Origin of the sequence: Sphaerisporangium sp. NPDC051011, from assembly GCF_040653595.1 — a bacterium.
GTDB lineage: Bacteria > Actinomycetota > Actinomycetes > Streptosporangiales > Streptosporangiaceae > Sphaerisporangium.
This window is the reverse complement of the sequence record NZ_JBFAGG010000004.1, coordinates 534,901-553,888: the sequence shown is the minus strand read 5'-3', so window position 1 is coordinate 553,888 and position 18,988 is coordinate 534,901. Positions and strand designations below refer to the sequence as shown.

General features: G+C 68.9%; 15 protein-coding genes. 9 read left to right on the top strand and 6 right to left on the bottom strand.

Going from position 1 to position 18,988, the window contains the following annotated elements; genetic code table 11:
• Positions 1–424 precede the first annotated feature (424 nt).
• Both AB0H21_RS12570 and AB0H21_RS12565 read left to right on the top strand, forming a co-directional pair.
• Positions 425–595 (top strand): hypothetical protein, encoded by a 171-nt coding sequence (locus tag AB0H21_RS12570; RefSeq protein ID WP_358515242.1) that lies wholly within the window; start codon positions 425–427, stop codon positions 593–595.
• Positions 596–945: 350 nt separating this feature from the next.
• Positions 946–1,125 (top strand): hypothetical protein, encoded by a 180-nt coding sequence (locus AB0H21_RS12565; RefSeq protein ID WP_358515240.1) that lies wholly within the window; start codon positions 946–948, stop codon positions 1,123–1,125.
• Positions 1,126–1,582: 457 nt separating this feature from the next.
• Here AB0H21_RS12565 and AB0H21_RS12560 read toward each other — a convergent pair whose 3' ends face one another.
• The 5 genes from AB0H21_RS12560 to AB0H21_RS12540 form a co-directional block, all read right to left on the bottom strand.
• Entirely contained in the window at positions 1,583–2,353 is a 771-nt protein-coding gene (locus AB0H21_RS12560) for an enoyl-CoA hydratase/isomerase family protein (protein WP_358515237.1), read from the bottom strand.
• Positions 2,350–3,933 (bottom strand): AMP-binding protein, encoded by a 1,584-nt coding sequence (locus AB0H21_RS12555; RefSeq protein ID WP_358515234.1) that lies wholly within the window; start codon positions 3,931–3,933, stop codon positions 2,350–2,352. The genes AB0H21_RS12560 and AB0H21_RS12555 overlap by 4 nt, the downstream gene beginning before the upstream one ends.
• A gap of 424 nt (positions 3,934–4,357) precedes the next feature.
• Positions 4,358–5,086 carry a TetR/AcrR family transcriptional regulator C-terminal domain-containing protein gene (locus tag AB0H21_RS12550; protein WP_358515231.1) on the bottom strand — a complete coding sequence of 243 codons (729 nt, stop codon included), beginning with the start codon at positions 5,084–5,086 and terminating at the stop codon, positions 4,358–4,360.
• A gap of 183 nt (positions 5,087–5,269) precedes the next feature.
• Complete coding sequence (locus tag AB0H21_RS12545) at positions 5,270–6,733, bottom strand: aminopeptidase P family protein (protein ID WP_358515228.1); 1,464 nt, start codon at positions 6,731–6,733, stop codon at positions 5,270–5,272.
• A 159-nt stretch (positions 6,734–6,892) separates the two neighbouring features.
• Complete coding sequence (locus AB0H21_RS12540; protein ID WP_358515225.1) at positions 6,893–7,978, bottom strand: Glu/Leu/Phe/Val dehydrogenase dimerization domain-containing protein; 1,086 nt, start codon at positions 7,976–7,978, stop codon at positions 6,893–6,895.
• A gap of 395 nt (positions 7,979–8,373) precedes the next feature.
• Here AB0H21_RS12540 and AB0H21_RS12535 point away from each other — a divergent pair, with 395 nt between their 5' ends.
• From AB0H21_RS12535 to AB0H21_RS12505, 7 genes are all read left to right on the top strand, one after another.
• Entirely contained in the window at positions 8,374–9,840 is a 1,467-nt protein-coding gene (locus tag AB0H21_RS12535; protein WP_358515222.1) for an ABC transporter substrate-binding protein, read from the top strand.
• A 10-nt stretch (positions 9,841–9,850) separates the two neighbouring features.
• Complete coding sequence (locus AB0H21_RS12530; RefSeq protein ID WP_358515219.1) at positions 9,851–10,852, top strand: ABC transporter permease; 1,002 nt, start codon at positions 9,851–9,853, stop codon at positions 10,850–10,852.
• Between the two features lie 2 nt (positions 10,853–10,854).
• Complete coding sequence (locus AB0H21_RS12525) at positions 10,855–12,777, top strand: dipeptide/oligopeptide/nickel ABC transporter permease/ATP-binding protein (RefSeq protein WP_358515216.1); 1,923 nt, start codon at positions 10,855–10,857, stop codon at positions 12,775–12,777.
• Positions 12,774–13,790, top strand: coding sequence for an ABC transporter ATP-binding protein (locus AB0H21_RS12520; protein ID WP_358515213.1), 1,017 nt, complete (start codon positions 12,774–12,776; stop codon positions 13,788–13,790). Before AB0H21_RS12525 ends, AB0H21_RS12520 begins: the two co-directional genes overlap by 4 nt.
• Positions 13,765–15,735, top strand: a complete 1,971-nt coding sequence (locus AB0H21_RS12515; RefSeq protein ID WP_358515210.1) for a S9 family peptidase — start codon at positions 13,765–13,767, stop codon at positions 15,733–15,735. The genes AB0H21_RS12520 and AB0H21_RS12515 overlap by 26 nt, the downstream gene beginning before the upstream one ends.
• Positions 15,736–15,743: 8 nt before the next feature.
• Complete coding sequence (locus tag AB0H21_RS12510) at positions 15,744–16,883, top strand: P1 family peptidase (protein ID WP_358515207.1); 1,140 nt, start codon at positions 15,744–15,746, stop codon at positions 16,881–16,883.
• A gap of 435 nt (positions 16,884–17,318) precedes the next feature.
• Positions 17,319–18,059: a TetR/AcrR family transcriptional regulator C-terminal domain-containing protein gene (locus AB0H21_RS12505; RefSeq protein ID WP_358515204.1), complete on the top strand. Its 741-nt coding sequence runs from the start codon at positions 17,319–17,321 to the stop codon at positions 18,057–18,059.
• 305 nt (positions 18,060–18,364) lie between these two features.
• On the opposite strand, the gene AB0H21_RS12500 is transcribed toward AB0H21_RS12505, so the two are convergent.
• A complete protein-coding gene (locus tag AB0H21_RS12500) occupies positions 18,365–18,970 on the bottom strand; it encodes an XRE family transcriptional regulator (protein WP_358515201.1) in 606 nt (201 codons plus the stop codon).
• Positions 18,971–18,988: the final 18 nt, after the last annotated feature.

Here is an 18,988-nt window from a genome sequence, read left to right as displayed (position 1 = left end):
GCTTGGACCGAGTGTCACGGCCGCATGTCGGGCACGCAGTCGATGGGAGCGACGCGCCGTCGAGCACGAGTAGGTGACCCTGATGGCGCGTAAAACGGTCGCTTTCACATCGCCGGCGAACGCGGCCATGTATGCGGATCAGATCGGCCCACGTGGAACCGCTGCCCCTACGAGCCCTGCATGCCGAGGCGCCTGCCTGCTGACTGGCTACACCTGGCCGGGCCTGAGCAGGTGGGCCAGGCGTCCGCAACCGCACTGGCATGGCTGATCGAGCCCATCCCCGCCCTGTGAGGACTTGTGCCCGCATCCCCCCTGATACCCGGTCCACCGCGCTGTCGGCCTGTGCGTTCCAGTACGATAAGCAGGAATTTGCCCTGCCATCGAATTACCTAGCTTGTCTCGACCCTTCAGCTTCCTGAAGACCGTGCCCGCCGAGGAGATCGAAGTCGAGGGCCAGTTGTTCATCGGCTGTTCCCTCCGTGCCAGCGTCCGCCATTTCGGTCTCTACCTGGGGAAGAGCGTAATGGTCGGCGAGGGTCCCCGGCACATCCAGGCAAGCCTGGCGAAGGCCGCAAAGCAAGCGATCTTCACCTGATGAGCCTTTGTCTGACTGTCTGATTTGGGACGTCGATCGCCTGCGACGCTCCGCGAGAGACCTCCAGTGGCGACGATACGTGAATGTTGCGCCTGCGCCAGATCGAAGCTTTGACGTGGACAGGACTGCCGTCAGGTCCGGAAACGCAGCCCGAGCGGAGCGAGGACCATTTCCAGGTCGAGGGGCAGGGCGCTAGTGCGGGGCGCATGTGCGGGGTGGAGGTCAGGCCCGGATGGCGCAGGGGATGCCGTCGCTGAAGGTCTGGGGCGGGTCGGGAAGCATTCTGGCCTCGCCGTGGGCGACCCGGCGGGCGGCGGCCCCGAGGTGGTCCTGCGGTCCTGAGCCCGGACATGGTCCGCCAGGAGGTCTACGCCCTGCTATGCGTCTACCAGGCGATCCGGCACCTGATCGCGACCGCCGCCGAGAACGCCCGGATCGACCCCGACCGGATCTCCTTCACCCGTGCCGTGCAGGCCGTCCGCCGCCACGTCTCCGACGAGGCGGCGCTTTCCCCCCTCCGCGCTGTCTGACCTGGTCAACGACGTCATCTACGAGATCACCGACCCGCGCCACCTGCTCGCTCAGACCCGCCGGGTGCGCTCCTTCAAGCGAGAGCAACGCCAGCCGGGACGCCGCTTCCCCAAACAACGCGACAAGGCCAAAAAGCCCCTCCCACCGCGCATGAAGAACACATTCTGGCTCCTGGACCAGCGAAAAACCGCCGAACCCGCCACCGCGCCAGAGACGACCCCCCCTCGACCTGACCGCAACTGACACCTACCTCTGCGAACTCGATCAAGCCGCCTGACCAGCAGAAATGATCAAAGTTAACGGCATTGCCCATGGCGTTGGTGTGGTCCGTCGTGCGCCAGTGCGGGCAGGTGAGGATGTGCCGGGTGGCAGAAGGTACTTGCGTGGAAACGCGCAATCGCCCGCCGCATCACGTGCAGCTCCCACCGAGAGCTCGGCTCTTTGTGTCAGCTGGTGTCAGCTGTTGAAGCGCGAGATCTGGGCGTTCATGCTCCCCGCAGTCCATGCTTGTCGCGCTGCGTCGGCTTCACGGGCGAAAGCGCTGTGCACTGTTGGGAGGTCGGGGCGCAGCATGGGGAGGTGCAGGTGGGCGGTGTTGCCCTGGGGCGTCCAGCGCTCGATGGCCGCCAGGCACGATTTGATCAGCGAGTCTGGTTCGACGACCTCGTCCAGCAGTCCGATGCGCTGACAGGTGCTCGCGTCGAGTGTGGTGCCGCTGAGGATGATGTCCAGGGCGGTTGCTGCCCCGACGAGTCGCGGGAGCAGGATCGATGAGGCGTTGGAGATGGTGAAGCCCATCGCGCTTTCGGGGAAGCGGTAGGAGGTGTCGGTGGAGCCGACCCTGCGGTCGAAGCAGAGGGTCAGTTCCGCTGCTCCTCCGATGGCCATTCCGTTCACGGCGGCCACGCAGGGCACTGTGGACGTGAGGACGGCTTCGGTGATGTCGTCGAAGAGCGCTGACAGGGCGTCCATGCCGTGGGCGTCGACGAAGGAACGGGTCTCACGCAGGTCTTCACCGGAGGAGAACGCGCGGCCGGTACCGGTGACAACGATGCCCCGGACGCCGGGCTCGATCGGGGTGCGCTTGATCTCGGCGGCCAGTGAGCGCAGCATATGGCTCGAAAGGGCGTTGAGGCGGGCCTCGTGATCGAGCCTCAGTATCTTCACGCCGTTCTCGTACGAGCAGTGGACCTCTCCGGCCGGGCCGGGCTCCGTCGGCTGATTCATGACTTCTTGCTCCCCTGCTGGCCGAGATCGACAGAGGCAAGGAATTCCCGCGCGGGATGCTGCGGGATGCGGTGCTTGGCGATGCGCTCGGAGGGTGTCCGCGGCAGTGACGTCCAGAAGTCGACGTAGCGCGGGATCTTGAAGCGTGCCAGCCTGGCGCCCGCGTGCTCGGCGACCCGGGAGGCGAGTTCGTGCGGGTCACCGGGCTCGGTGATTTCCACGTGCGCCTTCACCTCCTGGCCGAACAGATTGTCGTCGACGCCCACGACGGCGCAGTCCCGCACGAACGGCAGTTCGCGGATGGTTTCCTCGACCTCGACCGCGGCGATGTTTTCCCCGCCCCGGCGGATCGAGTCCTTGATCCTGCCCACCAGGCGGATCCAGCCGTCCTCCCGCATGACCGCAAGGTCGCCGGTGCGGAACCAGCCGTCGCGGAGCGCGGCTTCGGTCGCTTCGGGGCGGCGCCAGTAGCCCCGCATCAGGCTCGGTCCGCTGACCAGCAGCTCGCCGGGGCTGTCGGGCGGGACATCGCGCAGGTTCTCGTCGACCACGCGAACCTTCCAGCCCGGGGTGGGAACCCCCAGCAGACCGAGTCCGACGCTCCGTTCGTCATCGAGGGGCGCGGCGATGTTGAGTCCGGACTCGGTGAGACCGTACGCTTCGCGCCACGGTGCCTGCCAACGCTCCTCAAGCTGCCGGTGAATCGCCGCGGGAATGGCCGAACAGAGCACCAGTCGTACGTCATTGTCCTGGTCCTGGTCTGAGGGGGGCTGCCCGAACAGCAGCTGCGGCATGCTGCCCAGCACGTACAGCACCGTCGTCCCATGGCGTCGAACATCCGCCCAGAAGGTACTGGCCGAGAACCTCGGGAGGATCACCAGCGGCGCGCCGTACTGCAGGCTCATGGTGACGTGCCACATCGGATCCATGTACGAGAACGGCTGGGCCGTCAGTAACCGGTCCCCCTCCGTCAGGCCGACCATCTCCCCCATCGCACGGCCGACCTCGATCCAGTACGAGTGGGTCAGCATGCACGCCTTGGGCAGTCCGGAAGTACCCGAGGTGTACTGGAGGTTCGCAAGGGTCGAGCCATCAATGGCCGGCCGCGGAGGGTTGAAGGCGTCGACGGGCTCGTGCTCCAGGACGTCGTTGATAGGAATGACCTGGATGCTCTGCGTATCGGCGGCCGACCCCTCGAACTTCGGGGCGAACTCGTCAGAGGTGATGACCGCGATGAGGTCCGAGTCCTGCACGACGTGCTCGATGTCACGGGCTTCGTAGGAGCGGTTGATCGGGACAGCGGTCAGACCGGCGCCGAGCACCGACAACCACGCCAGCGGCCAGTCCACCCCGTTGGGCAGACAGATTCCCACGCGAGCGCCGACCGCGATTCCATAGGTCCGCAGGCAGGAAGCGCCGCGCGCGACGATCTCCGCGGCTGCGAGGTAAGTGACCGCTCCTTGCGCATCCTCAAGGAAGGTCCGCTCGCCGAACTCGTCCGCGGCTCGCTGAACCAGGCCGCCGACACTCGGCGCGTGGTCCAGGGCCCGGCTCGCCACGGCGTTCTGTCTGTCGCTCACGGGTTCACTCCCATGCTCGCGCCCTCGGTGCGGGTGACTCGGGTGTCACGGGCGGGGTTTCAAGTCTCTAGGACAATGTACTAGAGGCCGGTTGTGTATGGAACCTTCATGTCGCGCCACAACAGCCAACGCCGTGGAACGGGAACGCGTCAGGGAGCGGGCGGCGGGCAACGGGGATGTTCACCGGCGAACGGCACAGGGCCCCGCGCCGGGAATCGGGCCCTCGCTCAGGCCGACGTCACCGTGAGGGACGAGTTGCTGACGCGTTGGGCCTGCGACCGTTTCGGCAGGTGGCAGGGGTGGGGCATGGTCCCGCCGGCCGCTGGAGCGTCCGCCTGGCCCTGTTGTCGGCCCGGCGCGGACGCTGATCAACCGGCTGCGTAGGCAGGGGACGAGTGGGGCGGGTGAATTGCGCGGACAGGCTTCAACGCGCGTTTGAGGAGCCGGTCTTCCGGAGCATCACGCCCAGTCCGGCGATCATGGTCTCCATGGCGAACTCGAAACTCTCACCCATGGGGGCGGTCCGACCAGAGGCCCACCGAAGCATGAAGCCGCGATTGCTGATCTCAGGAAGCGCGTCATGCAGCGCGGGCATCTCGTCCGCGTCCACGTTGCTCAGAGTGTGCTCGAAAGCGGTGGCCCAGTCGGCGTCGTTTAGCGCGGGTTCGGTGGCGAATTCGGCGGAGATCCACCCGAAGATGCCAGCGAGCACCGTGTTGTAGGCCGGGACGAGGTCCTCGGTACGGAACCCCGCCCGAGTCAGAACGCTCAGGAGGTTGTTGGCCACGCTGAGGCCGGTCGACGAGACATGGATCTCCGAGGCGAAGTCCGCGGCGAGGTTCGGGTGCTCGCTGAACGTGCGGCGTGTCTCGTACGCGAAACGCCTGATCCACTCGTCCCAGGAGAGCTCGCTGACGTCGGGGACCTCGATGCCGGACAAGATGTGGCGGCAGACGTGTGCCACCAACTCGGCACGGTTGCCCGCGTGCCAGTAGATGGTGGCGGGGTAGACGCCGAGCGCGTCGGCGAGTCGACGCATGGTCAGTGCGCCGGTGCCCTGACCATCGATGATCACGAGTGCCGCATCGATGACCTGGGCGCGAGTAAGTCCTCGGTGGCTTCGCGAGTGGTCCTTCTCGCCGTCGAGCGTCATAGCGTCAGCATGCCATGCCTCTCATCGTGACGATGGGGGCATGCCGGTGGCGACCTGATGGTCTAGGGGCAGGCAGGTCTAGGCCGCGACGGCTTGGCTGTCCGGGAACCGACGCGCCCGAGGTGAGGAAACTCGCCCCGGGCGCGTGGTCGATGGGGGGTGGTCCTCGCCGGGTTCGGGGAACTACGGCAGACCGACACGCTCGCCCACCCAGGTCTCCAGCCCGTCCGGTGTGATCGGCAGCGCGGCGGACATCACGGTGTGGCCGGTGGGGGTGACCAGCAGGTCGTCCTCGATGCGTACGCCGATGCCACGCAGTTCCGGTGGGAGCGTCAGGTCGTTCGGGTGGAAGTACAGCCCCGGTTCGACGGTCAGCGTCATCCCGGGTTCGAGTACGCCCTGGTGGTACCGCTCCGGGCCGGCGGCGGCGCAGTCGTGTACGTCGAGGCCCAGCTGATGCCCGATCCCGCAGCAGATGTACCGCCGATGGTGTTGCCCGTCGGCGGCGAGCGCCTCGTCCACCGACACCGGCAGCAGACCCCAGTCGTCCAGTCCGGCGGCGAGCGTGGCCATCGCCGCGTGGTGGAACTCCAGGTAGGCCGCGCCTGGCCGGACCGCCGCCAGGCCGGCCAGATGCGCCTTGAGCACCAGCTCGTAGACCTGTCGCTGGGCCGCGCTGAAGTGGCCTGACACGGGAAAGGTGCGAGTGACGTCGGCCGTGTAGAGGGTGTTCAGCTCCACGCCGGCGTCCAGCAGCAGGACCGCGTCTTCGGGCACCGGACCGTCGCAGCGCACCCAGTGCAGTACGGCGGCGTGCGGCCCCGCGGCGACGATGGAGGTGTACCCGGGGCCGTTGCCCTCGGTCCGCGCCCGCCGGTCGAACGTGCCCTGCAGCCAGCGTTCGCCGCCCCGGTCGATCGCGGTGGGCAGTTCCCTCGCCACGTCGGAGAATCCGAGCACCGTCGCGTCGATCGCGGCCTGCAACTGGCCGATCTCCCAGTCGTCCTTGATCAGCCGCAGATCACCCAGCGCGCGCCGGAGTTCGGCCGACGGCGCGTCCCCGACCAGCGCGTCGAGCAAGCCGTCGACGCCCGTGTTCGCATGCACCAGGGGCAGTCGGCCGCGCAGCGCCCCGGGCAGATCCTCCAGCGGTCGGCACGGCACACCGAGCGCCTGCGACCACTCGGTCAGACCGGGCACCGCCCCGATCCACAGTTCACCGTCCCGCGCGTTGGCGAAGAAGTCCGCGTCGGCTGGGCAGGCCGGTTCGCGCAGGAACAGTTCGGCCTCGTGCCCACCGGGGACCGGATGCATGACCAGGATCGCGCCTTCGGCGGCGCAGCCGGTCAGCCAGGAGAAGTCGCTGTCGGGACGGAAGAGGTAGTCGGTGTCGTTGCTGCGGACCGGCGCGTGCCCGGACGGGACCGCGATCCGTCGGCCGGGCAGCGCGCCGGAGAGTCTGGCGCGGTGCGCCGCTGCGGCCTCGCGGGCACCCGGGGTTACAGCGACCGCGCGGTCGCCGGTGTCCCAGCCGTCGCGGACGAACGCGCGGAAACCGCTCGCTTCGACCAGGTTGATCGGCTTCGGTCGGGCCGCCACGGGTTCGCTGGGGCGTTCGGCCACGCGATCTGCCATACGCTCGTTCATGCGCGGGTTTCCTTTCTGCGCTATGGATCGTCTCTGCGCCTCGGGTCGTCCGGGGGATCGGCTTGTGCGTGGTCGCCACGTCGGCCACGTCGTCGGTAATGATCACCACGGTGGGCAAGGCAGAGCCGAGCAACGGGGTCCGAGGCGGCCGAGCCCCGCTCAGTCGGACTCGGCCGCGCGGATGCGCTGGTCCGCGAGCTGCCGGCTGGCCACCCCGGTGGTGACGCCGCTGTCACGGGCGAAGTCGATCACCCTCTTGGCGGTGTCGAAGACCGCCTCGACGTCCTTGCTGGTCGCGTCGGCGGTCCAGCCGGCCACCTCTCCGGCCGCCTGGATGAGGCCGCCGGCGTTGGCGACGTAGTCCGGGACCCAGAGGACGCCGCGGCCGGCCAGGGTGTTCTCGAGGGCCGGGTCGGCCAACTGGTTGTTGGCACCGCCGCAGACCAGCCGGGCGGTGATGCGCTCGACGGTGGTCGTGTCGATGGTCCCGCCGAGGGCACACGGGGCGTAGATGTCGACCGGGGCGTCGAGGACGCTCTCCGCTATCCGCACCTCGGGGAACTCGGTACGGGTCCGCTCGATCGCCGCGGCGCTGACGTCGGTCGCGACGACCTGTGCCCCTTCGGCGTGCAGGAGTGACACCAGGTTGTATCCGACCTTGCCGAGACCCTCCACGCCGACCGTGCGTCCGGTGAGTTCGGCGGTACCCCATTGGGCTTCCGCGCCGGCGCGCATGGCCTGCAGAACTCCCAGCGCCGTGTTCAGGCCGCTGTCACCGGAGCCGCCGACGGCGGTGCTCCGGAAGGCGACATGCCGGGTCACGCCCCCGATGATGTCCATGTCGTCGCAGACGGTGCCGACGTCGCACGCCGTGATGTAGCGCCCGCCCTGTTCCTCGACGAACCGGCCGAAGGCCTCGAACAGCTCCCGCGACTTGACGTTCGCCGGGTCACCGATGATCACGGCCTTTCCGCCGCCGTGATCGAGTCCGGCGCTGGCGGCCTTGTAGGTCATGCTGCGGGAGAGGCGGAGCGCGTCGGCGAGCGCCGCGTTCTCGTCCGCGTAGGGACGGATCCGGCAGCCGCCGATCGCGGGGCCGAGCGCGAGGGAGTGGATGGCGATGATCGCCCGCAACCCCGTGCGCCGGTCATAGCAGAACGCGACTCGCTGGTGCGGGAAGTCGGCGTGCTCGACGTTGTCGAACACGCCCGGTGTGGCGGTCGGTGGGAGAGCTTCGCTAGTCATCGTGGCTCCTCAGTGGGGCTCTATGCCCATCGCTGCGTTGGGGGACGGGCCCAGGTGCCCGTACGTCGGCTGGATGAGACATCAGCCTGAAGGTGTTGTTTCCTGAAGCCTTGACACTGTACGTCGGACAACACACCCTATACGACGTACTACCAACATTGTCGGCACGTACTACTAACCTTGTCGGTTGGTTAACCTGCTCGGTCTTAAGCGTTCGTGCCGAACCCGTTGTCATGCGGTGGAGTGGAATGGAGCCCCGAGTGATGCGCTCTGTCGGAGACCCTGCTAGATCCCATAGGCTGCTGGCGGCTGCGCTGGCATTGGCCGCAGTCTCAACGGCTGCCGCCTGTTCCTCCAGTTCGACGTCCACGACGTCGGCGAGCGGGACCTTCACGATGGCCGTGCCGTCCGAACCGGGGTCCCTGGACCCTCAGAAGACGATTGACGGCACCGCCCTCACCATGGCTTCCTTCGCCTATGACCCGCTGGTCAACGAGACGCCGGACGGAAGCTTCGTGTCCGGACTGGCCTCGTCGTGGACGCAGAGCGGCGACGACTGGGTGTTCACCATGCGCAAGGGGGTGACCTGCGCGGACGGCTCGGCCTTCACCGCGGCCGATGTCGAGGCGAACTTCGCCTTCCTGGAGAACCCGAAGAGCGGAAGCCCGCTCCTCGGTACGTATCTGCCGCCCGGGATCACGGCGAAGGCCGACTCGGCCGGCACCACCGTGACGCTGAAGCTGAGCCGGCCCGCCCCGTTCTTCCTGAACGGCCTGTCGCTGGTGCCGATGGTCTGCAAGGGCGGCCTGGCCGACCGGTCCAAGCTCAAACAGGGCGCCGACGGCACCGGCCCGTACAAGCTGACCAAGGCCGTCACAGGTGACGAGTACACGTACACAAGGCGCACCGAGTACGCGTGGGGCCCGAATGGGGCCAGGGTCGACGCGGCGGACCAACCGTCGAAGGTCTCGTTCAAGGTCGTCGCCGACCAGGCCACCCAGGCCAACCTGCTGATGGCGGGATCCATCAACGCGGCCTCGGTGAGCTCCTCGGACGTGCAGCGGCTCAGTGCCGCGAAGCTGTTCAGCGCGTCTTACCTCACGCCCATCGGGGAGATGTTCTTCAACCAGGGTGCCGGTCACGTGACCGCCGACGAGAAGGTCCGGCTCGCGCTGACCACCGCGTTGAACCTGTCGGAGATCCAGAGTGTCTACACCGGCGGAACCGGGAGCGGTCCGACGACCTTCACTCCGGGAACGCCGGCCGCGTGTCCGGGTAATTCGGTGGAATCGGCCCTGCCGACCCACAGCGTGCCGGAGGCGCAGAGCATCCTGTCGGCCGCAGGCTGGAAGCCCGGCCCCGACGGGGTCCGTGTCAAGGACGGCAAGCGCCTGAATATCACCTTCCTGTACAACACCGACATCCCCTCTGGCAGTCCGGCTGCGGCCGAGCTGGCCACCGCGGCCTGGAAGAAGATCGGCGTCGATGTGCAGCCCGTCGGCAAGCCGGTCTCCCAGACGAACTCGGTGCTCTTCGGCAGTGGTGCCTGGGAGGTCAACTGGAACGGCCTCGGGGTCTCCACGCCCAACCAGCTTGTGTCGATCCTCTCCGGTGACGCACCGCCGAACGGCAGCAACTTCGCGCACATCGACAACGCGACCTACACCGCCGAGGTCAAGAAGGCCAGCGAGTCCTCCGGCGCGGCCGGCTGCTCCAACTGGCTGGCCGCGGAGACGGCTCTCGTCCGTGACAGTGACGTCGTCCCGTTCGCCAACATGCCCTGGCCGACCTTCGGGAAGAACGCGACATTCAAGTTCTCCGGTTCGTACATCGTGCCGACCAGCATCCGCCTGACCAAATGAGCGTGAGCACATGACGGCTACCACGGCGCCGGCGGCGCCACGCGGACTGACCAGCCGCGGTCCGGTGAATCCATGGGTGCGTTTCCTCGCGCGGCGGCTGTTCAGGTTCGCGGCCTCGCTGCTCGGACTGATGGTGATGGCCTTCGTCCTGATCCAACTGATCCCGGGCGACCCCGCACGGAATTCACTCGGGATCACCGCCTCGGCACAGTCGGTCGCCCAGCGACGGGTCGACCTTGGCCTGGACAAGTCCCTTCTCGACCAGTTCGGGCACTTCGTGGGCGGCGTGTTCACGGGTGACCTGGGCACGTCGTTCAACCTGGGGCTGCCGGTCAGCGAGATCATCGGGCAGCGCTGGGCCGAGACGGCACGCCTCGCAGTCCTGGCGTTCCTGCTGGCGGTCGTGGTAGCCGTGCCGCTGGGTGCCGCCATCGCGGCGGCGACCAGCGGCGGGCGCCGCAGGTTCCTGGACATGGCCTTCACCTCGGTCACCGGGCTGGCCTACTCGATTCCGGGATTCCTCCTCGCGGTGGGACTCTCCTATGTCTTCGCGGTCCGGATGCAGCTGCTGCCGATCGCGGGTACGGACACCGTCTCGGGCTACGTGCTCCCGGTCATCGCGCTGGCGGTGGGACCGACCGCGGCGCTGGCCCGTATCGTCCGCCTGGAAACACTGCGGGTGCTGGGCGAGGACTTCGTCCGCACCGCACGGTCCAAGCGGCTGCCGACCCTGCGCGTGTTCCTGCGTCACGTCATTCCGAACACGCTGACCCCGACCCTGAGCATGGGAGGGCTCATGCTCGGCGGACTGCTCGCCGGCACCATCCTGGTCGAGACGATCTTCGTGCTGCCGGGCCTGGGGTCGACACTCACCCAGTCAGTGACGACCAAGGACTACCCGATGGTGCAGGCCCTGGTCCTGGTGACCGGCGGCGCCGTCCTGCTGATCAACCTGGTTGTCGACATGCTGATCGCCGTGGCCGATCCGCGCTCGACCATTCTGGAGGGCTGACCATGACTCGCAGGCGACTGCCGGCCTTCCTGCGTACCCCGCTCGGCATCTCGGGTGCGGCCGGAGTTGCGGTCCTCGCGGTCATCGCCGTAGTGGCGCCGATCCTGTTCGGGGACCAGGCGGCGACCGGGAAGGTGGCCGATGCGCAACTCCCTCCCTCCGCAGAGTACTGGCTGGGCACCGACTCGCTCGGCCGGGACGTGTTCGCCCGGGTGCTGGTGGCGACGCGGCTTTCTCTGGAGCTGTCGCTGGCGGCGACGGCCCTCTGTGTCGTGGCCGGTGTGGTGATCGGCGTCCTCCCGGTCGTCCTCGGCCGCCGCCTGGGCCGCCTCGTCACCGCCGTCGTCGACTTCGCGGTGGCCTTTCCGGGACTGCTGCTCGCCCTCTTCCTCATTGTGATCTTCGGAGCCGGAAGCAGCGGCGCGGTCCTTGCGGTCGGGTTGTCGGGAGCCCCGTTCTTCGCCCGCCTGACCCACACGCTCGCGTCCGGTATCGCCCAGCGCGACTACATCGCCGCCTCGCGCATGCTGCGGGTCGGGCCGGTCAGACTGCTCGCCCGGCACTTCCTGCCGAACGTCGCCGAACCCATCGTGCTCAACGCCACGATCATCTTCGCCTCCGTCCTCCAGGCGTTCGCCGCCCTGTCGTTCCTCGGCCTCGGCGTACAGCCGCCGTCGTACGACTGGGGCCAGCTGTTCAACGAGGGGCTGGCACGGATCTACGTCAACCCGGGCCAGGCACTCGGCGCCGCCGCGGCGATCGTGTTCGCGGGGCTCAGCTTCTCCGCTCTCGGCGAGGCGCTGTCCCATGCCGCCGGCCGCCGCTCCGGGCAGGGCCGCCGCAAGACCGAGAGCGCGGCGACATCGGTCAGCCCGGCCGCCGAGCGCGACGAATTCGCGGAGACCTCAGCGAGGCTCCGGGTCTCCGGACTGCGGGTGGAGGTGCTCCCCGAAGGCACCGCCGAGTCGTTCGAGGCGGTGCGCGAGGTGTCCTTCGAGATCGAGGCGGGCGAAAGCGTCGGTATCGTGGGCGAGTCCGGCAGCGGAAAGAGCCTGACCGCGTCCGCCATCGCGGGGCTCCTGCCCACCGGCGCGTACGCCACGGCCGGCCGGATCGACTTCGGCGGCCGTGACCTCCGCCCGCTCACCGCGTCCCAGCGTGCCAAGGCCTTGGGAACGTCGATCTCGATGGTGTTCCAGGATCCGATGACCGCCCTGAACCCCTCGATGCGGGTCGGCGCCCAGCTGGCAGAGGTCGTGCAGGTGCACGAGGGGGCCGATCGCAAGTCCGCCATGGCGCGGGCGGTGGGGCGGCTCGGGCAGGTGCGGATCCCCGCCCCGGCCCGCCGGGCCCGCCAGTTCCCGCACGAGATGTCGGGCGGGATGCGCCAGCGGGCCGTCATCGGTATCGGCGTGATGGGCAGCCCCCAGCTGATCATCGCCGACGAACCGACGACGGCCCTGGATGTCACGGTCCAGCGGCAGGTGCTCGATCTGCTCGAACAGGTACGGGCCGACAACGACGCGTCCTTGATGCTCATCAGTCACGATCTGGGCGTGGTCGCGCAGCGCTGCCAACGGGCTCTGGTCATGTACGGCGGAACGATCGTGGAGGAGTTGACCACGGAAATGCTGCGAGAGACTGCGGCGCACCCCTACACACGGGCACTTCTGGACTGCGTTCCCGAGGTGATGTCCGAGCCGGGCGGACATCTGGTGACGATTCCCGGCACGCCGCCGGAGCCGTCGGCGATGTCGGAGGGCTGCCCGTTCGCCGCGCGGTGCGTGAGCGCCGACGACCGATGTCGTAGCGAACGGCCGCGCCTGGAAGCCCAGGGCCGCGCGGGCCACCGGGTGGCCTGCTGGTACCCGCAGGTCATGGTCAAGGCCGACACGCTGGTGGGCCCCGGGGGAGGCAGCGCATGAGCGCCCTCGAACTCAAGGGTCTGACCGTGAGCTACGGCAAGGGCCGTCGCGTCATGACCGCGGTGGACAACGTGGACCTCACCATCCCCTCCGGGGGCTTCCTCGGCCTGGTCGGCGAGTCCGGGTCCGGCAAGTCCAGCCTCGGGCGCGCGGTGGCGGGCCTCGCCCCCGTGACCTCCGGGCTGATCCTCGTCGACGGGGCGCCGCTCGCGCGCCGCTCTCTGTTCGGCCGTACCGCGCAGCCGGTGCAGATGATCTTCCAGGACCCGTCCGGTTCCCTCGACCCGCGCATGACCGTCGGCGCCTCGATCGCCGAAGGCGTGGCCGCCGGCGGCGCGAGGGGCGGGCGCGCCGACCGGTCCGCCGAGGTACGGCGGCTGCTCGAACTGGTCTCGCTCGACCCCCGGCACGCGACGTCCCTGCCGTCGAGGCTGTCGGGCGGCCAGCGCCAGCGCGTGGCGCTGGCCCGCGCGCTGGCCTCCGCCCCGTCCCTGCTGGTCGCCGACGAGATCACCTCCGCGCTCGACGTGTCCGTGCAGGGCTCGGTGCTGAACGTCGTACGTGAGGCCGTCGCGACGCTGAACATCACTACCCTGTTCATCTCGCACAACCTCGCCGTCGTGACCGCCATGTGCGACGAGATCGCGGTGATGTACGCCGGCCGGATCGTCGAGAAGGCGCCCACCGCCGAACTGGTCTCCCGGCCGCGGCACCCCTATACCCGTGCGCTGCTCGACGCCGTGCCCTCGCTGCGCCAGCCCGCCCCCCGCGCCGACGCCAAGGTGCTCGACGCCGAGCCGCCGGACCCCTTCCACCTTCCCGCCGGCTGCCCGTTCAACCCGCGCTGCCCCGCCGGGCCGGGCGTCCACGCGGACCGGCAGATCTGTACCGAACGCAGGCCACAGTTCGTCGAACTGAACGCGCGCCATCTCGCGGCCTGCCACTTTCCCGGGGCCGTGACCCACGACACCGTAGAACGGAGCGCCCATGCCAACGCGTCCCTTCCAACTTGATGACCTCTACGCCATCCACATCCCGTCGGATCCGCAGCTGTCCCCCGACGGCCGGTCCGTGGCGTTCGTCGTCTCCGTCGCGGACGCCGAGAAGGACCACACCCGCTCCACGATCTGGCTGGTCACGACCGACGGCGGCGAGCCGAAGCAGCTGACCTCGGGTCCTGCGGACTCCGCGCCGCGCTTCTCGCCGGACGGCCGGCACCTGCTGTACCTGTCCTCGTCGGACGGCGGCCCGGCCCAGCTGTGGTCGCTGCCGCTGGACGGCGGCGAGGCGACCCGGCTGACGGACCTGCCGCTCGGGGCCGGCCTCGGCGTCTGGTCACCAGACGGTACGATGATCGCCTGGACGACGACGGTCGACGGTGCCGAGCCGGTGGAGGACAGCGTGGCGGCCAGGCGGCGCCCGGTGGTCGTCGACGACATCGGATACAAGATCGACGGCCTGGGGCTGCGGAAGGAACTCCGCCAGCAGCTCTTCGTACTGACCGTGGACGGCGGCCAGGCGCGGCAGCTGACCGACGGCGACCACGACCACACCATGCCGGTGTGGGCCCCGGACAGCCGGGGTATCGCGGTGAGCATGCCGGACTACAGCGTGTACGGCACCGTCCTGTGTCCCCAGACCATCGCCGTGGTCGACGTGGAGACCGGACGGCTGACGCCGGTGACCGCGGCGGACGCGATGTTCTGGGCCCTGGACTGGTCCCCGGACGGCGAGACGCTGCTGATGGTCGGTTCGGACCGCGCGGGCCTGGCCGAGCCGCGGCTGTGGACCGTCCCCGCCGAGGGCGGTCAGGCGCCGCGTCAGCTCCTGCCCGACCACCCCGGCAACCACTTGCCCAACTGGGACCTGACCTTCCCCGCCCGCTTCACCGCAGACGGGACCCGGGTCCGCTTCGGCGAGTGGTACCTGGCCCGCACCCGGGTGCTCGAAGCACCGGTTACCGGTGGGGCGCCCAAGGAACTGCTCGGCGGCACCCGCACAGTGCGCACCGCCGCGTACGGCACCGAGGCCATCGCCTTCGTCGCCGGTGACGAGGGGCACATCGCGGAGCTGTACATCTCCGACGGCCAGGGCGAGCGCCGGCTCACCCGCTTCCAGGAGAGCAACCTCGGCGAGGTCGACTTCGTGGCGCCGCAGGTCCGCGTCTTCGAAGCGCCGGACGGCCAGCGCGTCCACGGTTACATCCTGCGCAAGGACGATGTCGAAGGCCCCAGCCCCCTGCTCGTGGACGTCCACGGAGGGCCCTACAACGCGTGGACGCCCGCACTGTCCGAGCACTTCCTGTACCAACAGGCCCTGGCGGGCCAGGGCTGGACCGTGCTGTGCGTGGACTCCCGCGGCAGCGCCAGCTACGGCGACGCGTTCATGCAGGCCACCAACGGGGAATGGCATTACGCCGACGAGGGCGACATCCTCGGCGCGGTCGACGTCGTCGTCGCCGAGGGCCTGGCCGACCCGGCACGGCTGGTGCTGAGCGGCTTCAGCTACGGCGGCACCATGACGGCGTGGCTGACGACCCGCACCGACCGCTTCGCGGCGGCCATCGCCGGCGTCATGATCTCCGACCACGTCTCCTGGCAGGGCACCGACGCCGGCGTCCTGACCAGCGAGTGGATCGCGGGCGGACCCCTGCGGGAGGTGTACGACCGGCTCACCGACCGCTCGCCCATCGCCCACGTCGGCAAGGTGACCACCCCCTTCATGATCCTGCAGAACGAGGAGGACCTGCGCTGCCCGATGCTCCAGGGCGAGCTGTGGTTCCAGGCGCTGCGCGCCCAAGGAGTCCGCGCACGGCTGGTGCGGTACCCGGAGGTCACCCACTTCGCCCTGCTCGGCGGCGGTGCCCCGTCGTACCCCCGGGACGCCTACCAGCGGCTCATGGACTGGGCGCTCGAACACACCGGCGCCGCATCGGACAGCTCGGACACGGAGCGATGACGACAAGGATGCGCGACCTGGGTATCGGCATCGGCCGGTACCCGACCGGTCCACGGAACTCGATCACCGATGTGGCCGGGGTGCGCGTCGGACACTCGACGATCATCCGCGGTGACGCGGGCCCGCTGCGTGTCGGCGAGGGCCCGGTGCGCACCGGGGTGACGGCGGTGATCCCGCACCCGGGCGACACCTGGGAGCGGCCCTGCTTCGCCGGGTTCTTCGCGCTCAACGGGTCCGGGGAATGGACCGGCATGCACTTCGTACGCGAGGCCGGCACCCTCTACGGGCCGATCATGACCACCAACTCGCACAGCGTCGGCACTGTCCGTGACGCGGTGGTCGCCATCGAGTCGCGCCGCAGGGGTGTGCTGGAGCGGCTGCCCGTGGTCGGTGAGACCTGGGACGGGATGCTCAACGACATCGGCGGTCTGCATGTGCGCGAGGAGCATGTCGCGCACGCCCTGGACACCGCGTCGGAGGTTGTCGCCGAGGGCAGTGTGGGCGGCGGGACCGGAATGGTCTGCCACGGGTTCAAGGGCGGCATCGGAACCTCTTCCCGGGTGGTCGAGCAGCCGGCCGGCACGTACACGCTCGGCGTCATGGTGCAGGCCAACCACGGCGGGCGCGAGGAGTTCGAGGTGGCCGGTGTACCGGTCGGCGAGATGATCCCGCTCAGCGAGGTCCCGCTCGGCGTTCCCGGTAGCCAGGACCGGGGACCGCGCGATCCGCACAAGAACAGCATCCTCATCATCGTGGCCACCGACGCGCCCCTGTTGCCCTCACAGTGCGAACGGATCGCGCATCGGGCGACCCTGGGCGTGGCGAGAAACGGCGCCTACGGGCATCACCTCAGCGGCGACCTCGCGTTGGCGTTCTCCACCGCCCAACACCCCCGTGAGGGCTTCGACTTCGGTGCCTCCGAGGTGGAGAGTCTGCGGGTGCTGCCGAATTCCGCGCTCAGTCCGCTGCTGGCCGCCGCGATGGAGTGCACTCAGGAAGCGATCCTCAACGCACTGGTCGCCGCGGAGACGATGGAGGGAGCGGACGGGTTCCGGGCCTTCGGGCTCGACGCGAGCCGACTTCAGGAATGCGTCGGCCGGTATTCCGGACCCCTGTCCCCGCAACCGCCCTCGCCGCCCGGCGACTGACCGGTACACAGGAGGTGACGTCATGCATCCGATCGTCCGTCCGGACCGTCGTCCGGATGGGCCGGCCTGCGGAGGCGCATCCGAAGCCGCCGTGGGCGAGCGCACCGCGGTCGTGGCGACGCCGACGTGGCCTGGCGGCGGTCGTCGCGCATCTCATCTCCTGTGCCACCACGGCGACTTCAGGATCCGCGGGTGTGGCCGGCCGCGGGGCCCGCGGTCCCGGGCCGCCTCATCCGGACACCGGGACCGGTACCCGCGGCGGGACCGACGTACTGTGTCCGCTTCCGGACAAGGCTCTGTCCGCCGTCGAAAACGAAATCGGACGACGGCCGTGGACAATAGGCGGTCGTGGTGGATCAGGTTCCCGGGACGCACACCACAGGGAACGACGAATTTACCTATTCTCAGTACCAATCGGACGATTCAGGAGCACTCATGGCAGCCCCGACCGTACCCAAAGGCTCCCGGAGTGCGCGGCCGCATCCTTCTCGGCCGGCTCTGACCCATCAGGATGTCGTCGACGCAGCGCTGAAGCTCATCGACAGTGATGGACTTGAGAACTTCACCATGCGCGCGCTCGCCAAGACGATGGGTGTCTATCCCACGGCGCTCTACTACCACGTCGGATCGAAGGCGCAGCTTCTCGCCGCGGTCGCGACCAGGGTCTTCGACGAGGTCGTGCTCCCGGACGAACACCGGCTCGGCTGGGAGCGATGGCTGACCGAGGTCGCCGAGCTGTGCCGCAAGGCGATGCACCGGCATCCGGAGATCGCCCAGATCGCCGGAAACCAGATGGTGATCTCCACGACGTGCATGCCCATGGTCGAGCGCATCGTCGGCGTCCTGGAGCGAACGGGCTTCGTCGGCCCCGACCTGGTGCACGCCTACAACGCGCTGCTCGGATTCATCCTGGGCTGGACCGCGCTGGAGCTGTCCGCGGAGCCGAGTGGCGTCGAGTCCGACTGGAAGAGCGAGTTGTCCCAGGAACTGCGCGGTCTCGATCCCAACGCGTACCCGGCGCTGAACCGGAACATGGCCGGGCTGGAGAACAACGCCTTCATGGCCCGCTACGACTCCGGACGCACGCACCCGATGGACGACAGCTTCCAGGCGTCGACGCGCATCCTGCTGGCCGGGCTGCGAGCCCAACTGAGCGAAAGTGGTCACGCCCAGTGACGAGATGACCGAATGAGTGGCGGGCCGACGGTCACGGCCGTTCGCCTGCCGCGTCGAAGCCGACCAACGTATCCAGCTCCGCCTGCCGATGTTCTCCGACCCGGAATCCCGCACTTGGCACACCCTGCTCGGAGCCACGGACCCGGCTGCCTTGAACGTGCTGGAGGGCTGTTTCCGGGCGGCCCATGACTACCGGGTCGACGTCCGAATGGAAGCGCTGCCGGCTCCCGACCGATGGCCGGGCCCTGTTTTCGTTCGGCCTTCGAACGCCCCCGCCCCGAGGGGGCACGAATTGCTCGAACAACTCAGCTCTCCCGTGGCGTCACCCTGCCCTTCGTGACCGTCGGGCCGAACTGGCGGACCTGGGGAAGCGTGGTGACCATGTGGGCCACGACCCGTTCGCTGAGGCAGATGTGCCGGTGCGGGACGTCGCCCGGGAAGCGGACGAAATCGCCCGCGTTGATGTCCACCGGTTCGGCGACCGGGCCGGTGCGCAGCCGCCCGGTGATCACATAGATGTGGTGCAGTGTGCCGGCGGTGAGGGCGTCGATCGGTTCGGGGTCCCGCTCGCCGCGTTCCAGTCGTAGCACGAGGGTGCGCACGTATCCCGATCCATAGGTCTCGTCCAGCAGGCGTTCCGTACCGTTGCCGGTGGTGGACCATTCGCTCTCGCCCTGCCGTTGGACATAGACCGGGGTGCCCCATTCGGTCAGCAGCCGGCGGGTGGGCAGGTCCAGGGCGGCCCCGAGGAGGGCCAGCGTTTCCACGGTGGGGTTGCCCTCGCCGTTCTCGATCTTGGAGAGCGTCTGCTTCGACAGACCGGACCGGCGGGCCAGCTCGCCGAGGGACATCGCCCGCTCCAGGCGGAAGCGCCGGACGTTACGGGCTACAAGATCGTTCTCATGGTGCATGGTGTCACTTTTAATTGC

Coding starts and splice junctions, on each gene's coding strand:
- AB0H21_RS12565 (WP_358515240.1), top strand. CDS start 946: ATGGTCCGCCAGGAGGTCTACGCCCTGCTATGCGTCTACCAGGCGATC.
- AB0H21_RS12560 (WP_358515237.1), bottom strand. CDS start 2,353: ATGAATCAGCCGACGGAGCCCGGCCCGGCCGGAGAGGTCCACTGCTCG.
- AB0H21_RS12550 (WP_358515231.1), bottom strand. CDS start 5,086: ATGACGCTCGACGGCGAGAAGGACCACTCGCGAAGCCACCGAGGACTT.
- AB0H21_RS12545 (WP_358515228.1), bottom strand. CDS start 6,733: ATGAACGAGCGTATGGCAGATCGCGTGGCCGAACGCCCCAGCGAACCC.
- AB0H21_RS12540 (WP_358515225.1), bottom strand. CDS start 7,978: ATGACTAGCGAAGCTCTCCCACCGACCGCCACACCGGGCGTGTTCGAC.
- AB0H21_RS12535 (WP_358515222.1), top strand. CDS start 8,374: ATGGCCGTGCCGTCCGAACCGGGGTCCCTGGACCCTCAGAAGACGATT.
- AB0H21_RS12530 (WP_358515219.1), top strand. CDS start 9,851: ATGACGGCTACCACGGCGCCGGCGGCGCCACGCGGACTGACCAGCCGC.
- AB0H21_RS12525 (WP_358515216.1), top strand. CDS start 10,855: ATGACTCGCAGGCGACTGCCGGCCTTCCTGCGTACCCCGCTCGGCATC.
- AB0H21_RS12520 (WP_358515213.1), top strand. CDS start 12,774: ATGAGCGCCCTCGAACTCAAGGGTCTGACCGTGAGCTACGGCAAGGGC.
- AB0H21_RS12515 (WP_358515210.1), top strand. CDS start 13,765: ATGCCAACGCGTCCCTTCCAACTTGATGACCTCTACGCCATCCACATC.
- AB0H21_RS12510 (WP_358515207.1), top strand. CDS start 15,744: ATGCGCGACCTGGGTATCGGCATCGGCCGGTACCCGACCGGTCCACGG.
- AB0H21_RS12505 (WP_358515204.1), top strand. CDS start 17,319: ATGGCAGCCCCGACCGTACCCAAAGGCTCCCGGAGTGCGCGGCCGCAT.
- AB0H21_RS12500 (WP_358515201.1), bottom strand. CDS start 18,970: ATGCACCATGAGAACGATCTTGTAGCCCGTAACGTCCGGCGCTTCCGC.